A 23,083-nucleotide genomic window follows, 5' to 3' on the forward strand; every position below is an offset into this window, starting at 1 on the left:
GTGTGCGAATGCGGCTCAGTTGACGAAGAAGATCCCGGCGTCCGAGCCCGCCGGTGTGTACTCGGCGAGCCGCGCCCGCAGGCCGTCCTCGCGCTGCGGCCGGTACAGGTCGTGGAAGGCGCCCGGCTCGGCGCCGTCGTCCGCACCGCGCCTGATGGACTCGGGGCAGCGGTCGGCGAGCAGCCCGTAGCGGGGCGTGCCGTAGCGCTCGGAGGCGAACAACGGGCGTACGTCCGTGACGCACCGGTACCTGCGGGGCGTACGGGATCCGGCGGGGACGTAGGAGTGGCGCAGGCAGCCGATGCCGCGCCGGGCGACGTTGAGCCGGCCGGTGAGGATCGAGTTCTCGGCGATCTCCACGGCGTGGGTGTGGACTTCGCCGATGACCGTGGTGCGGTGCAGGTGGAGGACGGCGTGGGCGTGGCGGCAGTCCGGTGCGGACAGGGCCGCGCGGTCGTGGCCGGTGGCGTCGAGGATGCTGTCGCGCAGATGGATGGGGAGCGGGTCCTCGCTGACCTCGTCGCCGATGACCTCGATGGTGCCGAGGATGCTGTGCTCGGCCTGGAGGCAGGCGGTGGTGCGTTCCAGGACGATGCTGGGCTCCTCCGGCGAGTGCGGTGCGCACTCGGGCTCCAGCGACCAGCCGGGGACGAGCGTGCAGTGGCGTACGACGACGGCGCCCATGGGGCCCGTGACGTTGATGCCGCGCCCGGCGACGAGGAGCCCGTCCAGGACCATCCTGGGCCGCTCGTGCGGGGCGCAACCGTCGTCCACGGCACGGATGTTGAGGGCGTCGGGCCGGTTGCTGTACCAGTCCAGCAGCCGGATCACCGGCCGGGTCCCCTCGGCCGCCCGCAGTTCGAGGCGGTCGCCGGGGTCGAGGTCGAAGTCGAGCTGTTCCTGGTAGGCGCCGCTGTGGGTGATCTCGATGATGCCCTCGCCCGCGCGCCCGGCCCGCCGGTCGTGCCGCCAGGCCCGGTAGGCGTCCATGATCTGCCGGTACGGCTGTTCCGGCCCGACGCGGTAGACGTCGGCGTCGGGCCGCGGCACCCGGTCGAGGCGGTCGTACTCGCCGCCGCCCAGGTCCGCCCCGAAGGCGTGGTGGTAGTCCACCCATACGCCCTGCCGGGGTGCGCAGCGCGCGCCGAACGCGATCCTGCCGAGTTCGGGGTCGACCACGACCTGTCCGCGCCCGGGCCGGTAGCGCCAGTCGGACAGGTCGGCGACGACGATGTCCGACGGCGGTACGGGCCGGTCCTCGCCGTCGCGCCGGATGACGAAGCTCTTGCCGGGGCCGTAGTAGTCCAGCAGCCGGTCGTGGAGCTGTCGGCGGGTGATGAAGGCCGGGACGTTGTCGATCGTGGCGATGTGCGTCGGCGACGGCTCCGGGAACGGCTTGGTGACCAGCGGGGTGTCGTTGCCGAGGATCGAGAAGGTGTAGAGGTGGCGGGCGCGGTCGATGCAGTACGCCGGTGACCGGGTCAGCGAGTGCGCCTTGAGCCGCCAGACGAAGAGGGCGACTCCGGCCGGGGTCAGGCCGCCCGGGGTCCTCGGGGAGTCGGCGCGGCGGACGTCGACCGTGCGGGCCGTGGTGGCGAAGGGGCCGCCCGCGAGGTCGAGGGCGGAGGTGTCGCGCAGGTCGGCGAGCCGGCCGCGGCCGGTGTCCCGGTGGAGCTTGACCGACTGGTGGTGGGCGACCAGCCGGGACAGCTCCACGGCCCGCGCGGGCCACCCGGCGACCTGTTCGGAGATCTCCTCCAGCAGGTGCAGGGTGCCCTTGCGACGGCGGTTGGCGACGGTGGCCGCCACGTCGGCGCGCGGGGCGACCGCCTCGGCGAGGGCGGCCCGTCCGCCCTCGTGCAGGCCGGCGGTCAGCACGCGTTCGTAGCCGGGCAGGGTGCGGTAGCCGACCAGGTCGCCCAGGTACGGCAGCACCCAGGGGGCGGCGGTCTCCACGAACAGGTCCTCGTAGCCCTGCTGGACGCCGTCGCGGACCCGGTCGAGCTGCTCGGTCATGACGGCGAGCAGCGCGCGCAGGGCCGCGCCCTCCTCGGCGTCGCGCAGCAGGTGGCGGGGCAGCAGGGCGGCGAGTCCGTCGGGCTCCCGGAACGCGGTGGCCGCGGCCGTGTGTACGTCCAGGGACATTACTTGACCTCCGTCAGGATCAGGGTGTCCGCGGCCCTCGGCGACAGCAGCGCGAGCTGGGCCGGGCGGATGCCGCGGAAGACGTACACCGACCGGCCCCCGGGCAGGCGCCGGGTGTCGGTGATGTCGGGGTTCAGGCGCAGGAGTTCGGAGAGCGGGACGCCGTGGCGGGCACAGATCTCCGAGAGCGTCTCGCCGTCGGCGGCGCGGACGGTGTGCACCTTCTCCTCGTGCGTCGCCGGGTGCGCCGGGACGGATGCCCGCAGCGGGCCGGGGCGATGGAGGATGCCGGTGAGTTCCAGCGGGGTGGCGGAGGCGGGGACGCCGGTGAAGACGTCGACGTCCACGTAGTCGACGCCGGGCACCGAGTGGGCCGTGGCGAGGACGTCGGAGAGGCGGGCGGGCCGGGCCAACTCGCGCCCCTCGTAGCCGAGTCGGCGCAGCAGGGCCTGGCGCAGGCGTGGCTCGACCAGCTCCCAGGCGTGGTCGGGGGCGACCTTCACGCGGGCGGCGAGCAGGAGCAGGACGAGTTCGCGGGCGTCCACCCGGACCTGGAGGTTCGGGTCCCCGTAGGTGGTGAGCGCCTGCCGCAGGGCGTCCAGGGAGTCGCCGAGCGGCACGTCGTCGGTGCCCGCGACGGTGACGTGCAGGACACGCCGCCGCCCGTCGAAGAGTTCGCGTGCGACGGCCCGGCCGATGCCGGCGCGGGAGCGGGCGAAGTCCTCGTAGTCGGCGGCGGACACCAGCCGGTCCAGGGCGGAGACGGCCAGCGGGATGGTACGGCGGGTCAGGCCGGGGCCGTCCGCGTCCGAACCGCCGGTCGCCGGGCGGGGGTTGGTGACCTTGGTGACGCCGAGGGGCCGGGTCAGCGGCTGGGTGATCCGGTCGGCGGCGACGTTCGCGGCCCGTCCGGTGCCGAAGCGGTAGCGGGCGCGGACGTTGTCGTGGCCGCTGGGCAGCCGGGCGCCGTGCACGCCGTCGCCGAAGGTGACCGTGGTGCGGCCGTCGCCGGTGGTGCCGGTGATGTAGACGCGCTCGGCGGGGCCGCGTCCGGCGAGGCTGTCCACCTCGTGCCAGCGGACGCCGTCCACGCGGATCTCCAGTACCGGGGTGGCGCCGAGGGGGCTGTCGTCGGCGAGCCAGGTCAGCGGGGACTGCCACAGCGCGAACGTCTGGTTCGTGCGGCCGGAGTCGCCGCTGCCGATGGCCTCCTCGCGGCTCTCGCCATGACCGGCCTCGACGACGTTGCCGAGGATCCGTACCGTCTCGCGGCGGTAGCGGTGGGCGAGGCCCCGGGTGAGCGTGAGCCGGGTGTGGACGCGGTCGCCGGGCAGCCGGGGGTCGACGGACGGATCGGCGGTGGCGATCGTGACAACCTCGATGGCCTGCACGCCCGCGGTGCCGGGGATGTCGCTGCGTTCGCCGGTGACGATCAGGGTGCGGCCGGGGCGCAGTCCGTCGTACAGCTCGGCGAGTTCGATGTCGTCGCCGTGCACGTCCTCGCCGAGCGGTTCGTCGGCGAAGTGCAGGGGTTCGCCTGCCGCGTGCACGGTGGTGTCGCGGATGTGCGACAGCAGGACGTCGAACTCGTCCAACCACGGTTCGGAGAGGGTGAGTTCGGTGCCGCGGCCGGTGATGCCGTAGTTGCTGTACGCGGCCGTGCGGGCGGCGACGACCTGGGTGGTGACGAAGGCCAGCTTCGCGTCACCCGGGACGCTCTTCCCCTTCGCGGGGCGCTGGATCGCCACCCAGCTGCCGACGGTGATGCCGGCGTGCACGGTGTCGAGCTGGAGGACGCGCCGGTTGACGGGCTCGGGCTTGGAGGCGATGACGACCTCGACGTGGGGCTCGGTGCTGCCCACCGTGTAGCGGACGCTGACCTCGTACTCGCCGTGCGTGAACTGCTCGCTGTCGCCGGGCCGTACGGGGATCTGCTCGGCGGTGCCGTTGTGGATGCCGATCTGGATCAGGCCGTCCTCGCCGGGCCGGGACACGGTGAGGGTGCGCTCGGGCAGGCCCGAGTGGAAGCGGGCGGTGACGGCGGGATCCTGGTCGCCTCCGGTGAGGTCGACCCGCCCGGTGCCGAGCGCGAACCGCACCGGCTGGGTGACCGGCAGGTTCTCCGCCCGCTGGTCCGAGCCGCTGCCCTCGACGTACTGGAACTCGGCCCGGGTCGGTGTCCGGCCCGCCGGGTCGAACACCACGCGCATGCTCGCCAGGACGGCTCCGGTGAGCGGCCAGTCGGCGGTACGTACGACCCGGCCGCGCTCGTCCTGGACGGGCTTGAGCGGGGCGGTGGCGCCGAAGGGCGCGGCGGTGACCCGCATCGCGAGCAGCTCGCGCAGGAGTTGGGGTGCGCCGGGGGCGGCGGTCTTCCGCCAGGCCGGGTAGAGGGACCCGAGGGACGGTTGGAGAGCGGCGAGGAGACGGGCGGGGTCGGCGGCGGGGCGTGCGGCGCCGGTGCGCGGCCGGGCAGCCGCGGACCGCAAGGCGGGGAGTATGTCGCTCAGTGCCTCAAAGGCAGCGGTGCGCGCATCGCCCTTGAGGGGCGCGGGGAACTGCGCGCCCAGCCCCAACGCTGCCGCGGCCGCCCCCGGACCTGTCGCGGCACTCCCCTCCGCGCTCTGCGCAGGCGCCAACTCCCGCGCCCGCTCTGCCAGTTCGGCAAGCACTGCTTCCAACTGCTCGAACCAGGCGGCCACATCCTCGTACGGCGTGGCCAGCACCTGCGCTTCCCCCAGCCGTGCGACGGGTTCCGCGAGTCGGGCCGCAAGCCGCTCCGGGGTCTTCACCCCGTCCAGGTCCGCCCGCAACGGGGCGAGCACCTGGTCCTCGAAGTCCTCGATCAGCCGGCTGACCGGCCGCGGGTTCGGCACCTCGGGCGTGGGCGGCTCGTCCCCCGGCTCGCCGGGCTGCGCGGGGGCGGCGGTCCACCGCCGTACCTCCTCGACCAGTTCCTTCAGGGTGGGCGGGGCCGACCGGGGCAGGGAGATCGCGGTGATCTCGTCGTCCCGGTCGACGCGCGTCCGCGCCACCGGCAGCAGCCTGCGCTCGCCGCCCGCCCGCTCGCCGAAGACGAAGAGCAACTGGTCGCCGGTCTGCAGGGAGTTGGCCGTGCCCTCGACGAACAGCTCCGAGCGGCGGTCGAGGTCGTCGGGGGTGACCAGCGAGGGCCGCCGCCTGCGTACCTTCAGCTCGTTCCAGTCCCAGCGGGCGGTCAGGTCGCGGCTCGTCTCGAAGGTGAGGGACTGCTCGTCGGCGGAGGCGGGCACGCTGTGGCTGCGGGCGCCGCGCGGGATCTCGACGGGCAGGGCCTCGGCGCGCGGGTCGCGTTCGAGGGTGTACGCGAGGTGCGTGGTGGCGGCGACTCCGGGGCGTGGCCGGTGGCCGACGAGGCGGCCGAGCAGCGCCAGCGAGCGGTGCTCGTTGGCGGTACGGAGGTAGGCCTCGTCGGCGATGCGCTCGGAGTGGAAGGTGAGCAGGTCGCCGAGGACCGCGGTGGCGTCGAGCAGGCCGATCGCGGGGTCGTCGGGGGTGCGCACGGTCAGCCCGGCCAGCTCGGGGTGGGCCGGGGAGGCGAGCCGGTCGAGGAGGGCGGCCAGGAAGGAGCCGTACTCGCCGACGCGGTAGTCCAGCGCGGTGCGGCCGGGCGGGTTGTGGATCGGCACGGGGGCCAGGCGCTCGTCGTGGCCGCCGCGGGCGCGGTCGTCGCGGGCGCGGGCGCGGTCATCGCGGGCGCGGGCGCGGTCATCGCGGGCGCGGGCGCGGTCGTCGCGGCTCATCGGGCTCCTCCCAGGGATATCGCCAGCCGGCCGTTCTCGGGCCGGTCGGGGTCGTTGTCGCAGGTGGCGATCTCCAGCGGGCCGAGCCGCAGTACGCCTTCGTCGCGCTCTCCCCGGTCCTGCTCGAACAGGCGCTGCAGGCGGGTGACGTGGACGCTCTCCACACCCGGTACGGCGGCCGCGACGGCGACCAGGCGGCTGAGCCGGACCGGTTCGCCGAAGGTCAGCGCGTCGGGGTGGAAGAAGCCGCCGCGGCCGCTGCCGAGGACGCGGTACAGCTCGGCCAGGATCTGCCCGTGCTGGTGGCCGGGCCGGGCGCACACGGCCAGCGCGATGTCCAGCGGGACGAGCCGGGCGGGGCCGACGACGAGGTCGTGGCCGATGCGCCGGTAGGCCTCCAGGGCCTGGGCGACCTCGTCGAGCAGTCCCTGCGGCGGTGTGCCGGTGCCGAGTGCGTCGACGGCGACGTGCGCCTCCTGGACGCTGCCGGTCCAGCGCAGTTCGGCGGCGGCGCGCTGCACGCCGGGCAGTGCGCTCGCGAGGGCCGCGTAGTCCTCGGCGGTGACCGCGCGCAAGCGGGTGCGGCGCAGGTCGAGCGGGGCCAACTGACGTACCTGCTCGACCGGTTCGGGTGCGGTGCCGCCGGTGGCGGGCAGCGGGTTGCGGACCGCGGCGACGGGCGGCGGCTCGCAGTCGCTCTGTACGACGAGGTGGTTGATGGCCTCGGCGCCGACGTTGCCCGCGGTGCCGCCGCCGAGCCGGTAGTGCAAGGCGAGCCGGGCGCCCGGGGTGGGCCTGGCGCCGTGCCGTCCGTCGCCGAAGCGCAGGGCGAGGCGGCCGTCGTCCTCCTGTTCGCCGACGAAGTGCCGGTCGCGGGGGCCGCTGGCGAGCAGGTCGCGACGCGGCTCCCACACGAGGCCCTCCTCCTCGCGGAGGCGTACGGCGGGCAGGGCGCGGCGCGGGTCCTGGTCGAGGGCGGCCGTCGCGGAGCCGCGCAGCACGGGCTCGTCCGGGTGCAGTCCGGCGGCGTGGGCCGGGCCCCAACTGTGGGCGATCTCCCAGGCGATGTGCCCGTCGAGGACGGTGCCCGCGCGGGCGCGGGCCGCGAGGACCTCGATGCGGCGCAGCTTCGCGTCGAGCAACCGGTCGCTGCGGTGCAGCAGTTCGCGCAGGGCGCGGACGGGGTGGCGGCGCAGTTCGAGGCGTTCGAGGACCTTCAGGCCGTAGATCACGGCGAGTTCGGCGATCTCCTCGTCGCCCAGTCCGTCCCGGTCGCGGGCGCTGCGCCACAGGTCGACGAGGCGCTGCCGGACCCGGCCGGGGATGGCGGCGATCCGTTCGGCCTGTCCGGCGGCGACCGTGCGGGGGTCGGGAAAGGGCACGGTCCGGGCGACGGGCGCGTGGCCGAGGACGGGGCGGAACCGCGGCCGGATGCCGGGGTACACGGACTGCGCGAGCAGGGTGCGCAGGGCGGCGGCCTGGGCGTAGGCCGTGCCGGGAACGACCTTCTCGTGGCGTCGGCCGGCGCTTTCGAGGCCGAGTCCGGCCCGGGTGGTGGTCCTCTCCCCCACCACCCGGAACAGCTCCCGGACGTCGTCGGGGGTCAGTGCCTCGCCCGATTCCGCCCGGTCGGTGAGGGAGTTGATCAGTCGTGCGGGCGCGTTGCCCTCGACGCGGTCCGCGCAGCCGAAGGCCGGGGGGCCGCAGGGGGCGACGACGGCGGGCTCGGGCGGCACGGTGGCCGTTTCGGGCAGGCCGGTGAGGGTGCGGCCGTGGTCGACGAGGACGACGTTGCCGCGGGCGACGGTGACGTCCTCGACGGGGAGGCAGTCGCGTCCGCCGCGGGTGGTCAGGGACAGCGGGAAGCGCAGGGCGTCCTCGGCGGCCCAGGTGACCTCCAGGACGGGCTGGTCCTCGATGCGGTCGACGGCGGGGGTGACGGAGGTGAGGCGGACCGCCTGGCGGTGGCGGGGGTCGGCGTCGCCGGGCGTGCCGGTGCGCGCGCCCTTGACCTCCTCCAGGATCAGCAGGTCGCCGGGGCGCAGGTCCAGCCTGCGGTCCCGGCAGGTCTCCGGGTCGGTCCACTCGTCGCGCAGGGTGGCGGCGGTGGCGCCCTTGGGGAGGGTGGGGGTCTCGCCGCCCCAGCTCCACAGCCGGATCGTGTTGTGGGCGACGCGCAGCTCCAGCGGGTCGGCGGTGACGACCGGTTCGAAGACCTCCACCGAGCCGCGCTCGTCGAGGTCGCCGAGTTCGCTCTCGTCGACGACCGTGCCGGGCTCGGGCCGGTCGTGCGGGTCGAGGGTGCGCACGTCGACGGAGGCGAAGCGGTAGGTGCCCGGGGCGAGGGTGTGGTCGTCGGCGGTCCGCACGGTGACGTAGGCGCGGGAGGCGCAGCCGTCGTGCATCGCGTAGTCGATGAGCCGGACGTGGCGGCGTACGGAGACGCGGCGGCGCGCGGTGTCGAGGTAGGCCTCGGTGGCGACGGCGTCCTGGTGGTAGCTGATCCGGTCGCCGGTGTGGGCGAGGAGTTCCACGAGGGTGACGCCGAGGTCCGCCGGGTTGCGTTCCACCCAGTCCGGGGTGGTGAGCGCGAGCCGGTCCAGGAGCAGCTTGCGGATGGTGTCGTAGTCGCGGGCCGTGTAGTCGATGACCGGGGCGGCCGGGAAGGCCCGTTCCGCGGGGGCCTCTTCCTTGCAGTCGAAGGGGGTCGGGCAGTCGGGCCGGAAGGCGAAGGTCGCGCTGTGGTAGCGCTGGTCGAAGCCGCGGAAGGGCTCGGTGCCGGGGCGGCCGTACGGGTCGGCCTCCACCAGGGAGAGGCGGTAGCGGGAGGTGTCGCCGGTCCGGTCGAGGGTGACGTGGAGCCGGTCGTCGAGCTCGGGGTCCTCCTCGCGTTCGACGCTGACGTCGAGTGCGGTGATGCCGGTGACACGGCGGCCGCCGTCGATGCGGACGTTCTCGGGGCCGAGGCCGTGCGGGGCCTTGCCGAGGAAGGTGACGGTGAGCAGCAGCCCGTCGTCGCCGACCTCGACGGCGTCGACGCCGTTGAGCTGGGCGGCGCGCACCTTGGTGCGCCGGGTGGTGGTCATGCCGTGGTCCTCCCTTCGAAGACGTCGTCGCGGCGGGCGCCGGTGGCGCGCAGCACGTAGGACAGGTGCACGCGGACGGTGTTGTCGTCGCCGACCACGTCGAGGGCCTCGACCTCGATGAGGTCGCCGAGCCAGCGCTGCAGGGAGGCCTGCACCGACAGTTCGAGGGTGCTGACGAGTTCGGGGCCGGCCGGGGCGAAGACCAGGTCGAGCAGTCCGCAGCCGAAGTCGGGGCGCATCACGCGCTCGCCGGGGCTGGTGAACAGCAGTTGCTCGATCAGGTCGTGGACGTGCTCGCCGTGCGTGGCGTGCGCGGTGCGTCCGCGGCGGTCCGCCCGGAAGGGGAAGGCGATGTCGGTGCGTGGGCTCATCGGACGGTGACCTTTCGCTGCGCGTCCTGGACGACGGGCGGCCCCTGCGGGACGAAGGCCGCGCTCAGGCACTGGGCCGCGGAGGTGTCGAGCAGCACGGGTGCGCCGTCGACGGTGACGCCGGTGCCGTCGGCGCTCCAGCGGACCGCGACGCACGGCGAGGGCACGCCGTCGACGGTGTGCGGGCAGCCGGTGACGACGTAACTGTGGGCGGCCGTGGCGGCGGCCCGGCCGTCGACGAGCACGGCCGCGGCGGGTGTGGTGGCGGTGCTGGCGCGACCGCCGTGCGGGCAGCCGATCAGGGCTCCCGCGTCGAGCAGACTCCCGGACAACTGGTTCGTCCCCCGTCTTCTTCTCTCGTCTTGCGTCTTGCGTCTTGCGTCTTCTGTCTTCTGTCTTGCGTCTTCTGTCGGCTTCTACCGCTTGGAGAGCACGGTCAACTGGCCCTCGTTGATGGTCACTTCACGGCCGCGCAGGATGATCTCGGCGCCAGCGCCGGTCGCGATGACCACCGCTTCCCGAGTGATGCGGAGGTAGGCGCCGCCCTGGGCCTGGAGCAGGATTCCCTGCTCGGCGCCGGGCGTGTCGTTCATGACGAGCTTGTGCGCCTGCGGGGTCTGCACGACGACCGGCTTGTGCGGTGAGCCCGCCGCGAGTTCGCGGCGCGCGTCGGGCGGCAGTTCCTCGGCGGCGCCGTACCAGCAGCCGGTCCACACCGGGAAGCTGGGGTCGCCCTGCTCGAACTCCACCCACACGCCGGTGCCGGGCGGCGGCACCACGAACTGGCCCGCCTCGGGCCCGGCGAACGGCAGACAGGGCAGCGCCCAGGTGGACGGCTCGTCGCCTAGGACGTCCGGGACCTCGACGGTGATCCGTCCGATCCGCAGTGGGTCGTCGTTGTCGACGACCCGGCCGCGGAACTTGCCGAGGTAGCGATTGCCGGTTGCCGCCATGCTGGTGTGCTCCTGGTGGGTGAAGAGGGGGTCGTCACGGCCGTACGTAGTCGCTGCGGGCCTCCAGGCCCTCGCGGGAGAGCGTGAAGTTCTGCTGGTACGAGCCCGGACGCAGGTTGTGGGTGACGGACTTGACGTAGTAGTCGCCGTCGTACGCCCGCCCCGAGCCGCGTACGCCGACGAGCTGGCGTGGCTGGAGGATGTAGCCGTGCCGGTTGACGTCGAGGGAGCCGGAGCCGGAGACGACGTCGGCGGAGACCGCGGCGCGGGCGAGCAGTTCGGCCTCGGCCTGCTCGCGCTGCTGCTTGGCGGTGCCGGAGAGCGTCCTGCGTTTGAGGGCGGGTGTGGGCCGCTTGCCGAGCGGCGGGCGCAGGGGGCTGATCGGCGGCTGGGGCAGCAGGGTGGACTGCCGGGTGCCCGGGTCCTGCCAGCGGGCCTGCGGTTCCTCGCGCGCGGTGCCGTCGTAGGCGAACGTCAGCTGGTCGACGGTGGACTGGGCGTCCATGTTGACGTTGAGGGCGTGCTGGCGGATGCCGAGGCGGACCTCGGGTCCCCAACGGGCGGAGGACTGCCCGGGGTTGGGGCCGGGCTCCAGGTAGAAGGTGTAGCCGTTGGCGCGGGCCAGGTCGGTGACGTATTGCAGGTCGGTGCCGGTCTGGTAATGGACGCGGAGGTCCTGGTGCGGGGGCTGGGCGATCTTCTCGGTGTAGACGTCGGGCCGGATGCCGTAGTCGGAGTAGCGGCGCAGGATGGCCAGGACGCGTTCGGAGGGCGGCAGGTTGGGGTAGCGGGCGGTGCGTTCCTCCAGGTCCATCAGGAGGGTGAGGTCCTCGCCGGTGACGGTGAGCGTGGAGTGGCCGGGGCGGTTGCTGGCGCCGACCTCGTGGCGGACGATCAGCCCGTCGAAGAGCACGTCGGGGGTGCCCCTGACGCTGACGGTGACGACGATCCGGGTCTTGGGGTCGAAGAAGCCCTCGGGCAGCAGCCGTCGGCTGATCAGGCCGTTCTTCGTGAGGTCGAAGGCGATCTGGAAGCCGCTGCGCTCCCCGGCGGTCGCGGTGATCTGGGCGGTGAGCAGGGCCTCGGTGACCTCCGCCGGGACGGGCCGGACGAGCTTGGGTCCCATGAGGAGGGCGATGTGGACGGGGCCCTGCCCCACGGGCAGGTCAAACACGCCGGTCTCCGCGAGGCAGGCCGCCGGCCGACGGGATCTCGATGACGCGCCCGGCCTCGTCCGTCAACTCCGCCGGATCGAGTACGGGGTTGGCGTCGGCGATCCGCCACCACTGGCCGGGGTCGCCGAAGCAGCGCTGCCCGAGCAGGTCGGGCCGCTCCCCGGCGCCGACGGTGTGCGGCTGCGTCCCCTGCTCGTCCAGAGGCGGCAGCAACCGGCGCTTGGTGTAGCGGACTTCGGTCCCGTCGGGCTGCCGGTGGACGCCGATCTCGGCATCGTGGTAGCGGCTGGTGCGCGGATAGGGGTGGGCGCCCGGTATCGCGTCGAGGGCGCTCTCGTACGGCTCTGTCCCGGCCATGATGTGCTGTCAGCCCCTTCCGGTGACGACGTTGGCTCCGGCGAGCCCGAGCCCGCCCGTGCTGCCGCCCCGCGCGGCGGCGGCGAGCCGCTCCTTCTGCGCGAGGTGGGCGAGGTAGAGGTCGGCGCCGCGGTGCCCGGCGGGCAGATCGCTGACGGTCAGGATCTTCATGCCGATGCTGAGCGTGGCCCGGATCGGATTGAGATTGACGTCGAACGCCGACTCGTTGACGGAGAGTTCGGTCAGCCGCACGGGCATCACCCGCTTGCTGCCCCAGGTGAACAGGGTCAGCGGCATCTCGATCGGGCTGATCTCGATGACGCCCTGCTGCGACAACCGGCTCGCCGCGCGCAGTTGAGCCGTGGTGGGCTGCACCAGCATTTCCAGCGCGGCCAGTTGGGGGTGGATGCCGTCGGGGGCGGCCACCTCGAACTGGTCGGTGGCGTCGATCTCGGCGCTGAACTTCCACGTCTCCTGCGCGGGCCCCTTCAGCCGCAGCGCCTCGTTGCGGTCCCCGCTGCCGGTGCCGCCGCCTCCGGCGTCCCCGCTGTCCCCGGCGGACTGCGGCGAGACACTGCGCTCCAGGGTGTCCGGGTTGAACTGCAGCACGATGATCCGCCGCGGGGTACCGGTGTCGGGGTCGACCACGACGATGCCGGAGCGGATGGGCTTGGGGATGTCGGCGTAGCGGGTCACAGGCGGTGCTCCAGTCGGGCCCGGAGGTCGGTGTAGTCGTGGGCGGGGAACAGGTCGGGGAAGACCTGGAGCATCTCGGTGAGATGGCGCGCCTGCCCCGTGAACGGGTCCTCCGCCAGGGAGACGTCCGCGTACAGGTACTGCCAGCCGAAGGTGCCCTTGGTGACCCGCAGCGCGTCCAGGTAGCCGCACAGGTCGAGATCCAGCCGGTGGATGCCGCGGGACCTGTCGCTGAACCAGATCTCCGGGTTGTGGACGATCCCGGGCCGGATGCGCAGCGAGGCGACCTGGCCCGTGCCGGACAAGCTGTGGACGTCGAAGTCCCGGAGCTCGGACAGGAACTGCCGGTCCTCCGGCGAGGGGTCGGGGTAGCGATCGAGGGGTGCGGTGTCACCGATCGCCCGCAGGAGCGGGATCACATCGAACTCCCCGGCGAACAGGGGGTCTTCGTCCTCGTCGCTCATCCCGGCGCCCCAGCTGGCGGCCAAGTCGGAGAAGCGCAGGTAGCACGGCTCCAGGGCTGGGTCGAGGAGGACTCCCTCCCGCTCGGCGAGCAGCGCGAAGGCGGCGTCGGCGTCCGCGGGTTCCCCGTCCTGGAATTCCAGGTTGTCCATGTCCAGTTCGACATCGGGACACTCCCGCAGCTCCTCGAAGACGTCGAGCCACGCGCGCTCGGCAGGTGTGGGTTCCATGGTTCTCCCGGACTCAGAATCTGATCTTGTTGTGTGCGGCACGCAGCTTGGCGAGGTCCTTGCGCAGTTGCTGCGAGGCCGGGCCGGCGAGGCCCGCACCGCCTGCTGCCAGATCCGCGATGAGGTCGTCGACGCTGGTGTACTTGCTGGGCGCGGCCTTGAGCAGGCGGGCGATCTCCGTCGCCCTGTCGTCGGAGACCCGCGTCACCATCCTGATCATCGCGGCCTTCGCCTTCTTGATCTCGAAGCCGGCGGTGATGTTCGGCGCCGGGAAGTTCTCCGCCCAGGTTCTTGTCGCCCCCTGCTCCCGCCACTGGTTCCCGGACGGCCTGTAGCCGCCCCAGCGCACGCCCACACGGCTCGGGAAGCCCGGATACTGACCTCGGTAGTTGATGGAGACCTGGTACCAGATCATCGTCTCCGGGGTGGGCGGAATCGTTCCGTGCTCCACGGCATGGCCGAGGGCGGCCTGCGCGGGATGCTCGATCCGTACCATCGCCCGGGTGTTGATGGCGCCCAGCGCGGGGACCAGGTTGGACGTGGAGGCGTGGCCACCGAGCTTCGCCGGCAGCATGTGCATACGCACCCAGAACCGGCCTCGTTCGATGCGGCCGCCCGGGAGCTGGTCCAGTTCCTTCCAGCCCACGGGCTGGGCGCTGCGCCGGTCCTCGGCCTCCGTGCCCGCGGGTGTCGTCTTCTGGATGAACCGGGCCTTGAAGTTGAACGCCACGGGGCCGTCGAGGAAAGGCGGCAGGACTGTGTCCGGCAAGGGGGGTTCCTTGTCGCCGGAGTTCCGTTGTTCGAGCAGTTCCGCCAGAGACTCCATCTCGTCCCTCAGCCGCTCGATGCGCCGCTGGAAGGCCACGTCGCCCGGCGTGCCGCGGCTGATTCCGTACCGGTTGCGCGGCTTGGGCAGGGACCTCTGCCGGGTCTCGACCTTCTGGTACTGCCGCCGTGCCGCGGCAAGGACGTCCGTCATGGCGTTCGCCAGATCCGTCTTGCCCTGGCGCTTGAGCTCCTCGATCTCGTTGTCCCAGTCGCCGAAGTAGGCCGTCATGGCCTGCTGCACACTGCGCACCGCGAGGTCGGCGGCCCTGCCCTTCCCGTCGAAGAGCAAGGTGTGGGCCTCGCCGTCCTTCGTACGGAACCGCACCTGGGGCAGGTCGAAGTCCGTGATGCCGTTGTTCTCGCGCTGCCGTTCGTCGTCCCGGCGCCGGTTCGGGCGTCGGTCCGGAGTACGGTCCCTGTCGCGCTCGTCGCGGCGCCGCCACTGGTCGCGTAGGCGGCGCAGCCGGTCGTCGAGCCGGCGGCCGAGCGTACGCCGGGCCTTTCCGTACAGCCGGTTCACCGCACGACGGGCCCTGGACACGGCTGACTTGACAGTCTGGCGCGCCCGTCCGCGACGGCGGCTGCCTTCCGAACGGCGGTCACGGTCCCCGTCGCGGCGCTTGTCGTCCCGGCGCCGGTCGTCGCGCGGACGCTCGTCGCGGCGACGGCCATCAGGGCGACGGGGGTCGGAGCGACGGTCACCGGGGCGGGACTCGGGGTCGCGATCGCGGTCGTTCCTGCGGTCCGCGCCCGGACGGCCGCGGTCGGGGCGGAGCGTGTCACGGGCCGCCCCCCGGCGGGCAGGTGTGCCGGTCCGGTCGTCCCGGTCACGGTCGGCGTCCCGCATCCGCCGCCTGGCCGCGTTCACCTCGCGGCCCTCCTCGCGGCGTTCGTCGTCGTCGCGGCGCTTCTTCGGGCGGGTGGTGTGGGAGGGGCGGGACTTCTTCTCCGGGGAGGAGCGCTTGCCGGGGCGGGGCCTGGACGGAGGCCGGGAGGTCTTGTCCGACGAGGGCTTGCGGGGAGCCGCGGGGGCGGAGTCCTTGTCCTTGGGGTCCTTGGCGTCGTCCTGCTTCGGCTTGTCGTCGTCCTTGGGCTTGTTCGGCGCGTCCGGCTGACCGGGCCCCGGCTTGTCCTTCTTCGTGCGGATCTTCTTCAGCATGTCGCCGAGCCGGTCGGCGACCTTGCCCATGAAGCGGCCGACGCCCTCGATCAGGAACGTGTAGACGAGCTCCAGGAGGGCCACGACGCCCGCGGCCACCGCCTTGGCGAAGGGCAGGGCGCCGTTGCCGCTCTTGACGGACTTCAGGAAGTCCATGAACAGGCCGAAGGCGGCAAGGATCTCGCTGAGCGCACCCCACGCGGTCTGCAGCGCGTCGATGATCGCCATGACCCAGCCGGCGCCGGGGATCAGCTTGGCGACGACCTTCTCCACGACCAGCACGCCGATGATGACGGGGAGTTGGGGCACCGCCTCGTCCCAGGCCATCTGGGCCATCTGATCGACCGTCACCCCGCCGTCGATCAGCGCCTGGAAGTCCTCCGCCGAGATGCCGACTATTTCCTGGACCTTCTGGTCGAACCACGCCTTGACCGCGGTCTTGACCTGGGCGAAGAGGTGTTCCTTGGCGCCGGTCTCGGCCGCCGCGCCCGCCTTGCCGATCCAGTCGCCGGGATCGGAGACGATGTCGTTGAAGATGGCGGCCCATTCGCCGAGGCCCTGGACGACGGCCGCGCCGAACTCCAGCGCGCCGACGGTGACGGTCTCCGCGATGTCGACGGCCGCGAGCAGCCCGGTCTCCAGCAGGTCGAGCCCGGCGAGCAGCGCCCCGCACAGGCCGTCGAGCAGCCGTCCCGCGACCTCCTTCAGCGCGTCCGCGAACTCGTTGACCTTCTGTACGGCCCAGTCGCGCGCGCCGTCGATGGCGCCCCGCCACTTGTCGCGCATCTCCGGGTAGTCGGCGAGGAGTTCGTCACCGAGGGCGATCAACGCGTCGGCGAAGGTATTGATCTGGTCGATCACCCAGTTGCGGGCGTCGTCGATGAGCTTGAAGACCTGCTGCTTGAACTTGTCGATGAGGTCGGTGACGGCCTGGCGGGCCTTCTCGAAGATGCTCTTGATGGCGTTCTTGATGCCCTCGAAGAACTCCTTGAGCTTCTCGATGGCCCCTTCGAGCCAGTTGTCGGCGTCGTCCTTGCCCTCGTCCTGCTTCTTCTCCGCGTCCCGCTCGGCGTTGGTCTGCTCGGTCTCGATCTTCTTGTTGTCGTCCTCGGTGCGCTTGTCGACGTCCTTGTCGGTGTCCTCCTCCTTCTGCTTGATGTCCTTGCGGACCTGGTCGTACTTCTTGCCCTTCTTGTCGTCGATCTCGCCGACCTTGTCGTCCTGCTCCTTGCGCCACCGGTCGCGGGAGTCGGCGATGTCGGTACGGCCCTTGTCGCGGGCGTCGGCCTGCTTCTTGCTGCTGGCGGAGACCTCGCGCCGGAGGTTCTCGTCGTAGTCCTTGCGGTCGTCGGCGGCCTTCTGGTCCTTGGCCTGCCGTTCCTGGCCCATCTTCTGCCGGCTCTCGGCGAAGCCGGCCTGGATCTGCGGGCCGCGGTCGTGCTCGGCGACGGCGGACGCGGACTCGATGGGCACGCCGCCGGACACCGAGCGGGGGCCGCCCGACTTCGCGGCGCCCTTTGCGCCGGGCACCTTGCCCTTCAGGGTCTCCTTGGGCACGTCCGGGTAGATCTGGTCCTCGCCCATGGGGCGGGCCGCGTCCTCACGGCCCGCGCGGTGCAGTTCGTTCTTCCGTTCGTCGAGCCTGTCGCTCTGCTCGTCGGTGCGCTGCGGGTCGGAGTCGTTCTCCAGGGGCAGCCGCGGGGCGTCGCCGACCTTCGCCTTCTGCAGGCCCTCGTCCTTGGTCGGCAGCCCGAGGATGGAGTCGATCAGGTCGTCGAGCGGCAGGATCTCCTTCAGCAGCTTGCCGAACAGCTGGGCGCCGATGGTGACGGCGATGTCCCACCAGCTGGGCTCCGGCACGTTGGCGCCGGGCACCTCGCCCTCCGGCCTCTGCTCGCCGGTGATCTCCGGTGTCCTCCCCGCGGCGGCCTCGGTGCGGGCCACCTTGGCGTTGGTGTAGGTGCCGGGGGCCGCGGCCTGCGGTCCGCCGGGCACCGTGCGCGGCGAGCCGGACGGCCGCTGTGTCCTCGGCGGCGCCTTGCGCAGGGCGGTGCGTTCCTTGGCGACGGAGCTGCCCACGGCGCCGTCCACGCCCTTCAGCGTCTCCAGCATCTGGTGCGGCTTGAGACCCGCCGCCGTCGCCAGGCCGGACTCGGGGGTGGCGTGGGAGACGTCCGGGGCGGGCGCCGCCTTTTTCGCCCTGGACCCGCCGGCCGGGGCGGTACGGCTGCCGCCGCGGCCGCCCGTTCGCACAGGCGTGGGCGCGGACGCCGTACGACCGCTGCCACCGGCGTTCCTGCTCACGGCCTTCGCGGCCTGTCGTGCCGCCTGTCGCTTGGCGCCCGTGGGCCGCGAGCCCTCAGCCGCCGGAGACTCCGCGGTCTTGGGCGCGTTGGTCCTGGCCTCCGCCCCGCCGGACACGGGGGGAGGGCCGTTGCCGGGTGCCAGTTTCGGGGCGTCGGCGGGGCCCGGGGCAGAGACCTTGTCTGGGCCGGTCCGGGGGCCGGGGGTGGTGGCTGGGCCACTGCCCTCGGTCACGTCGCCGCCGGAAGGGGATTCCGTAAGGCCCTCGCCCGGCCCGTCCTCGGCCCGGTCCGCGGCGGTGCCCGTACCGGACCCGGTGTCCTTGCTCGTGTCCGCGCCTTTGTCCACCGCGCGGTCGGCTCCCTGGCCGACCTGCCCGGCCGCTCCCGTCACCTCCTGCCGTTCCGTCCCCTTCTGCGTGCCGGCGGTCTTGGCTCCGGGCTCCGGCTCCGCCTGCTTCGAAGCACCTGCCGCGGACCCGGTGCCCGAGGCTGCCCCCTGGGCCCGCGCGTCCTCACCCGCCTTGTCCAACTGCCCCGCTGCGGCCGTCTCCCCAGCCTCGGGAGCCGCCCCAGTGCCTGCCGCGTCGGCGGCACGGGCCTCCGCGTCGCGTCGCTGCACCTCGGCGTCCTCGGTCAGGTTCTGCGCCAGCCGCGTCTCCGGCGATCCGCCGGGGGCAGCCGTGAGCGTCGGCGCAGCCTCACTGCCCTCCATCCCGTCGGTCACGGCATCCTGTTCGGCGGAAGCGCCGGCCAGCAGGTCCCGCACGGCGGCGGCCTCGGTGTCGTCCTCGGAGGAGGACTCGGACTCCTCGGCCGGTGAGGGACCGGGCTGTTCCTGCTCCGTGTCCGGCGCCGCCTCGCTCGCCGGGTCGGACAGGCTGGGCCTCGGAGCCGATCCCTTCCGCCGCGCCTCGGCGATGCTCGCGTTCCGCGAGGCCGCCGTGGCCCCGGCGAGGTCGGGGTCCGGAACCTGGACGCCGCTGTCCTCGTCCATCTCCGGTGTCTCGTCAGCGGTTTCCTCGGCGAAGTCCGCTTCGAGTCCCAGGGGTTCGTCGTCCGTGTCCTCCGCGTTGCCGGGGTCGCCCAGGGACCGAGTGGGCCGAGCGGCGGCCTCGGTCCGGTGCCGCTCGCCCGGCTCCGTCCCACTGCGGTCGACCGGCGACGGAACGACAGGTTGCTGTGCAGCGGGCTGCTGCGGTTCCCCCTCGGCTGCCTGCTTCTCCGGCTCCGGCGGAGCCTCCTCCTGGACCGTCTCCTCGCCCTCCCCGCGCTCCTCCCCGCCGGTGTCCTCCTGCTGCTCCCCTTCGGCCTCCGCCATGTCCCGGCCCGCTTCGGCGGCGCCCTGCTGGGTCTCCCGGCCGGATGCGTCCCTTGCCTCCTGCCGGACCTGCGCCCGCTCTTGCTGCCGGGCGCCCTGCTCCGCGCGGCGCTGAGCATCCGTCTGCTCGCCCGAGCCGTTCGGCTCCCCGGGCTCCTTGGACTTGTCGGGCTCCTTCGAGCCGTCCTCCTCGCGGTTCTGCTCCTTGTCGGAAACCTCGTCCTGTTCCGTCCGCTCCGCGACGGACTCGCGCTCCTCCTCGATCTCCTCCGCCGCCCCGGGTACGGCCAGGGGCGCCGCCGCTGGCTCCAGCGGCAGCGGCCCCGCCTCCTCCGTCTCCTCCACGGCCTCCAGCAGCCGGTCGAGGGCGGGTGCGGGCAGTCGTATCTCCAGTCGGTCGAGGACGATGTCCTGTACCTGGGGTGCCATCCGGGCGAGTTGCAGCCGGGCCCGGCCCGAGCGGTCCTCCGGGTCGCCGCGCAGGGAGCGCAGGATGCCGTTGGCGAGGCGGTCGACGAGGGTGGCGGGGTCGAGCTGTTCCGTGCGGCGGCGGTCGGCGTCGACGGTGGCGTAGCGCAGCCAGCCGGGGGTGGCCTGGCCCTCCGTGACCTCGGTCGGTGCCTCCGGCTGCCGTACCAGGTTCTGGGCCGCCGACTCCGCTTCGCGCTCGACGGTCTGCTGCGGCAGGCTCACCGCGCCGAGTTCGCGGCCGGCGCGCAGGGTGCCGAGGCCCTGCGGGTTCTGGACGGTGTGCAGGAGTTCGTGGGCGAGCAGGCGCAGGCCCTCGTCGGTGCCCGGCCGATAGGTGCCCTCGCCGAAGAACACGTCCTGGCCCACGGCGACCGCGTCCGCGCCGAGTAGCTCCGTCAGCTGACCGGCGTCGCGGCCGGTGTGCAGCCGTACGCGGCTGAGGTCGTGGCCGAGCCGCTCCTCCAACTCCCGGCGCACGCCGGGGTCGAGGGGCTGTCCGGCGCCACTCACGATGTCCTTGGGCTCGGGGGTACGGGACCTGGCGGCGCGTTCCTTGCGCTTACGGCGGCGCTGTTCGGCCGTCTGCGCGGAACGGGTCTCCTGGGACGGGGAGTTGCTCATCGGGTCACCTCCCCGTGACCGCTGAGGCCTTCGTGCACGGCACGGGCGAGTTCCTGGCCGAGCCGGCGTGCGGAGAGCCCGGCGGGCAGCGACGGCAGGCCGGACAGGGCGTCCAGGGTCAGCGGGCCGCCGGCGGCCAGGGGAACGCCGTGGATGCGGACGAGTCGGGCCAGTTCCCGCTCGAACGCGGCCGAGACCCGCTCCGGGTCCACCCGGAAGCCGTTCAGGGCCAACTCGCCCACCTCGACGCGTATCTCACGCGGTGTGTCACGTGGTGTCACACCCATCCGCGGACCTCCGTCGGCGTCAGGGACCGCTCCAGCTTCAGGTACTCCGTGCGGGCCGCGGCGAGCATGTGCCGCATCTGCAGCCGGTCGCCCTCCTCGGCGGCGAGGAAGGCGCCGGACAGGGCGATGTTGCGGATCGAGCCGCCCGCGACGGTGAGTTGGGCCAGCAGGTCCGGGTCGAGGTCCTTCACGGGTGCCTGCGCGGGGATCACCCGCCGCCAGATCTCGGCGCGTTCGTGTTCGGCGGGGAAGGGGAAGTCCACGACGAAGCGGATGCGGCGCAGGAAGGCCGTGTCGAGGGCCTTCTTCATGTTGGTGGTGAGGACGGCTAGGCCCCGGTACGCCTCCATGCGCATCAGCAGGTAGCTGACTTCGAGGTTGGCGTACCGGTCGTGGCTGTCCTTGACCTCGCTGCGCTTGCCGAACAGGGCGTCTGCCTCGTCGAAGAGCAGCAGCGCGCCGCCGCGTTCGGCGGCGTCGAAGACGCGGCGGAGGTTCTTCTCCGTCTCGCCGATGTACTTGCTGACCACCTGGGAGAGGTCGATGACGAATAGGTCGAGGCCGAGTTCCTTCGCCATCACTTCGGCAGCCAGGGTCTTGCCGGTGCCGGAGCCGCCCGCGAACATCGCGGTGACGCCGAGGCCGCGGCGCAGAGTGGCGGCGAATCCCCACTCCTGGTGGACGGTGGCCCGCTGCCGGACGTGGGCGACGATCTCGCGCAGCACACCGGTCTGGCGGTCGTGGAGGACCAGGTCGTCCCAGCCGGCCTGCGGCTCGATACGGCGGCCCAGCTCGTCCATGCCGATGCGGGCCTCCTCAAGCCCGGCCCGCCAGGCGAGCTGGGCGGCGTCGAGGCGGTCCTCGTGGGGCAGGCGGCGGCGCACGGTGGCGGCCGCGGTCCGTACGACGTGCGGGGGCAGCCGGAACTGGGAGATCAGGGAGCGCAGTTCGGTGTCGTCGAGGTCGGCGACGGGCTGGAACGCGTCGGCCCACAGGGCGAGTTGCTCCTCGTCGTCCAGGCGGGGCACGGACACGCGGGCGGCGTGCGGGCGGTCCGTGCGCAGCGGGTCCTCGCTGGACACCGCGACGGGTACGGCGGCCCCGGCCAGGAACGCCTCGGTGGCGGCCCGCTGGTCGCGGTCCAGGTCGCCCGCCTCCACGAGGAGCGCGGCGGGCAGCAGGATCGCCTCGCGTTGCCAGAGGCGGGCAAGCGCGTCGCGTTGGGCGGGGTCGGCCGGGATGTCCTCGGCGCCCGTGGTGTACATCCCGAGCCCGGCGCGGGCGGCGGCCGCGGCGGCGATGTCGGCCCGGCTGCGCGGGTCCCCGCCGGTCATCTCGACGACCGGCGGGGTGTCGGGTCCCGCCACCTGGGTCCAGCCCTCGGCCACCTGGCCGGCGGCCCGGTCGTAGGCGGGCGGCAGGCGGTCCGGGGCGGGGGTGCGGCGCAGCAGGCCGTGCAGCCGGGCGTCCAGGTAGGGGGAGCCCAGCAGGAAGTGCAGGATGCGTTCGTCGAGCCGTAGCCGGGAGGTGGTCAGGCGGGATTCGTCGTCGAGTTCGACGATCCGCCACCGGCGCAGCGGGGCTACGGGGGTGAGCGCGCTCCAGTGCGGTTCGGCGAGCGCGGCCAGGGCGAGGGAGAAGGTCGGGTACGCCCGCTCGGGGTCACCGCTGGCGGCGGCACACCGGGCGGCGGTCGTGGCCTCCAGCTCGTGGGCGGCGGTGAGCAGGACGAGGTCCCGTTCGAAGGCGGTGAGGCCGAAGCAGGTGACGAGCGCGTCGAGGGGGGCGGTGCCGGGGCCGGAGGCGGGCGCCCCGGCCGTGTCGGACGTACCGGATGCGTCGGCCGCGCCTGTCGCGTGGGCGTCGACGCGGGACAGCACACGTCGGATCTCCGTGGTCAGCGACGCGTGCTGCTGCGCTGCTGCGTCCGTTCCCATGTCCTCACCTGCCCCCGTTGCCATGTCCGTTGCCTCAGCTCTCCGTGCCCTTGCCGCTGTTGCCGCCGCTGCCGCTGTCCGGGCGGGGGGCGGTGGTCTTTCTGCGGCTGCGGGACGGGGTCTTCGCGGCCTTCTTGGCGGCGGGCCTGGACGGCGTGGCAGCGCCACTGCCCGACGGTTTGCCGGCCCCACTGCCCGACCGCGCCCCGGTCCCGGCCTCCGCCTTCGCCCCCGCCCCCGCCCCCGAAGGCACCGCCGCCCCGATCGGCGCCACCCGCACCACCGGCCGCTCCACGGGCTTGCCCGGCACCGGCGCCTCGCGGCCGTCGACGAAGACCAGGGACGCCTGGTAGACGACGGACAGGGAGTAGGGGGTCTGGTGGAGCATCCCCCACAGCTTCGACGCCTCGTCGATGTCCATCACCGTCGGCGTGAACCGCACCCGCTGCACCGCCTCGGCGAGGTCGCTGCCCGCCAAGTAGGGCCGCTCACCGGCCTGTTCGATGACGTCCTTCGGCAGCACGGGTATCTCGTGCAGGGCGCGCACCACGGCGCCGATCAGCCGCTGGCCGACCAGTTCCGTCTCCTCGCCGTAGGCGCTGATGAGGTAATGCAGGTCGAGGGCGGCGGCGGGCCGTCCGACCAGCGTGCCGTCGGCGGCGCGGGTCGGCAGGTCGTTGTTCCGCTGCGAGGTGTTGGGCGTGACCTGGTAGAGGAAGACGGAGACGGTGGGGTCGGCCGGCGGGTCGGCGGGCGGCTTGCGCGGCTCGACCTTGACGGCCGCGCCGAACTCCGGCCCCAGGTTGGACTCGATGAGCAGGGCGAGGGCCTGGGTGACATGCGCGATGACGAGTGCGTTGCTCATGACGTCCGTTCCTCGGTTCCCGTGGGTGTCTCGT

The 23,083-nt window shown here is 73.2% G+C and carries 14 protein-coding genes; all 14 read right to left on the bottom strand.

Annotated features, from left to right (window positions below; genetic code table 11):
* Nucleotides 1-15 precede the first annotated feature (15 nt).
* The gene (locus tag ICC28_RS18195; RefSeq protein ID WP_188289644.1) at nt 16-2,145 is read right to left on the bottom strand and encodes a hypothetical protein; all 2,130 of its coding nucleotides are present in this window, start codon (nt 2,143-2,145) and stop codon (nt 16-18) included.
* Nucleotides 2,145-5,927, bottom strand: a complete 3,783-nt coding sequence (locus tag ICC28_RS18200; protein WP_188289645.1) for a putative baseplate assembly protein — start codon at nt 5,925-5,927, stop codon at nt 2,145-2,147. The genes ICC28_RS18195 and ICC28_RS18200 overlap by 1 nt, the downstream gene beginning before the upstream one ends.
* The gene (locus ICC28_RS18205) at nt 5,924-9,013 is read right to left on the bottom strand and encodes a putative baseplate assembly protein (RefSeq protein WP_188289646.1); all 3,090 of its coding nucleotides are present in this window, start codon (nt 9,011-9,013) and stop codon (nt 5,924-5,926) included. The genes ICC28_RS18200 and ICC28_RS18205 overlap by 4 nt, the downstream gene beginning before the upstream one ends.
* Nucleotides 9,010-9,384 (bottom strand): GPW/gp25 family protein, encoded by a 375-nt coding sequence (locus ICC28_RS18210; protein ID WP_188289647.1) that lies wholly within the window; start codon nt 9,382-9,384, stop codon nt 9,010-9,012. Before ICC28_RS18210 ends, ICC28_RS18205 begins: the two co-directional genes overlap by 4 nt.
* A complete protein-coding gene (locus ICC28_RS18215) occupies nt 9,381-9,716 on the bottom strand; it encodes a hypothetical protein (protein ID WP_188289648.1) in 336 nt (111 codons plus the stop codon). Before ICC28_RS18215 ends, ICC28_RS18210 begins: the two co-directional genes overlap by 4 nt.
* Before the next feature lie 84 nt (nt 9,717-9,800).
* Nucleotides 9,801-10,337, bottom strand: a complete 537-nt coding sequence (locus ICC28_RS18220; protein ID WP_188289649.1) for a phage baseplate assembly protein V — start codon at nt 10,335-10,337, stop codon at nt 9,801-9,803.
* A gap of 34 nt (nt 10,338-10,371) precedes the next feature.
* Nucleotides 10,372-11,511, bottom strand: coding sequence for a hypothetical protein (locus ICC28_RS18225; RefSeq protein ID WP_188289650.1), 1,140 nt, complete (start codon nt 11,509-11,511; stop codon nt 10,372-10,374).
* On the bottom strand, nt 11,504-11,869 hold the full coding sequence (locus ICC28_RS18230; protein ID WP_188289651.1) for a hypothetical protein: 366 nt from the start codon (nt 11,867-11,869) through the stop codon (nt 11,504-11,506). Before ICC28_RS18230 ends, ICC28_RS18225 begins: the two co-directional genes overlap by 8 nt.
* 9 nt (nt 11,870-11,878) lie before the next feature.
* Nucleotides 11,879-12,565 carry a hypothetical protein gene (locus tag ICC28_RS18235; RefSeq protein WP_188289652.1) on the bottom strand — a complete coding sequence of 229 codons (687 nt, stop codon included), beginning with the start codon at nt 12,563-12,565 and terminating at the stop codon, nt 11,879-11,881.
* Complete coding sequence (locus tag ICC28_RS18240; RefSeq protein ID WP_188289653.1) at nt 12,562-13,257, bottom strand: hypothetical protein; 696 nt, start codon at nt 13,255-13,257, stop codon at nt 12,562-12,564. The genes ICC28_RS18235 and ICC28_RS18240 overlap by 4 nt, the downstream gene beginning before the upstream one ends.
* Nucleotides 13,258-13,270: 13 nt before the next feature.
* Nucleotides 13,271-19,960: a DUF4157 domain-containing protein gene (locus ICC28_RS18245; RefSeq protein ID WP_188289654.1), complete on the bottom strand. Its 6,690-nt coding sequence runs from the start codon at nt 19,958-19,960 to the stop codon at nt 13,271-13,273.
* On the bottom strand, nt 19,957-20,247 hold the full coding sequence (locus ICC28_RS18250) for a hypothetical protein (RefSeq protein ID WP_188289655.1): 291 nt from the start codon (nt 20,245-20,247) through the stop codon (nt 19,957-19,959). Before ICC28_RS18250 ends, ICC28_RS18245 begins: the two co-directional genes overlap by 4 nt.
* Nucleotides 20,238-22,184, bottom strand: coding sequence for an ATP-binding protein (locus tag ICC28_RS18255; protein ID WP_188289656.1), 1,947 nt, complete (start codon nt 22,182-22,184; stop codon nt 20,238-20,240). Before ICC28_RS18255 ends, ICC28_RS18250 begins: the two co-directional genes overlap by 10 nt.
* Nucleotides 22,185-22,218: 34 nt before the next feature.
* On the bottom strand, nt 22,219-23,049 hold the full coding sequence (locus ICC28_RS18260; protein ID WP_188289657.1) for a DUF4255 domain-containing protein: 831 nt from the start codon (nt 23,047-23,049) through the stop codon (nt 22,219-22,221).
* Nucleotides 23,050-23,083: the final 34 nt, after the last annotated feature.

The organism is Streptomyces sp. TRM68416 (assembly GCF_014596915.1).
Classification (GTDB): Bacteria; Actinomycetota; Actinomycetes; order Streptomycetales; family Streptomycetaceae; genus Streptomyces.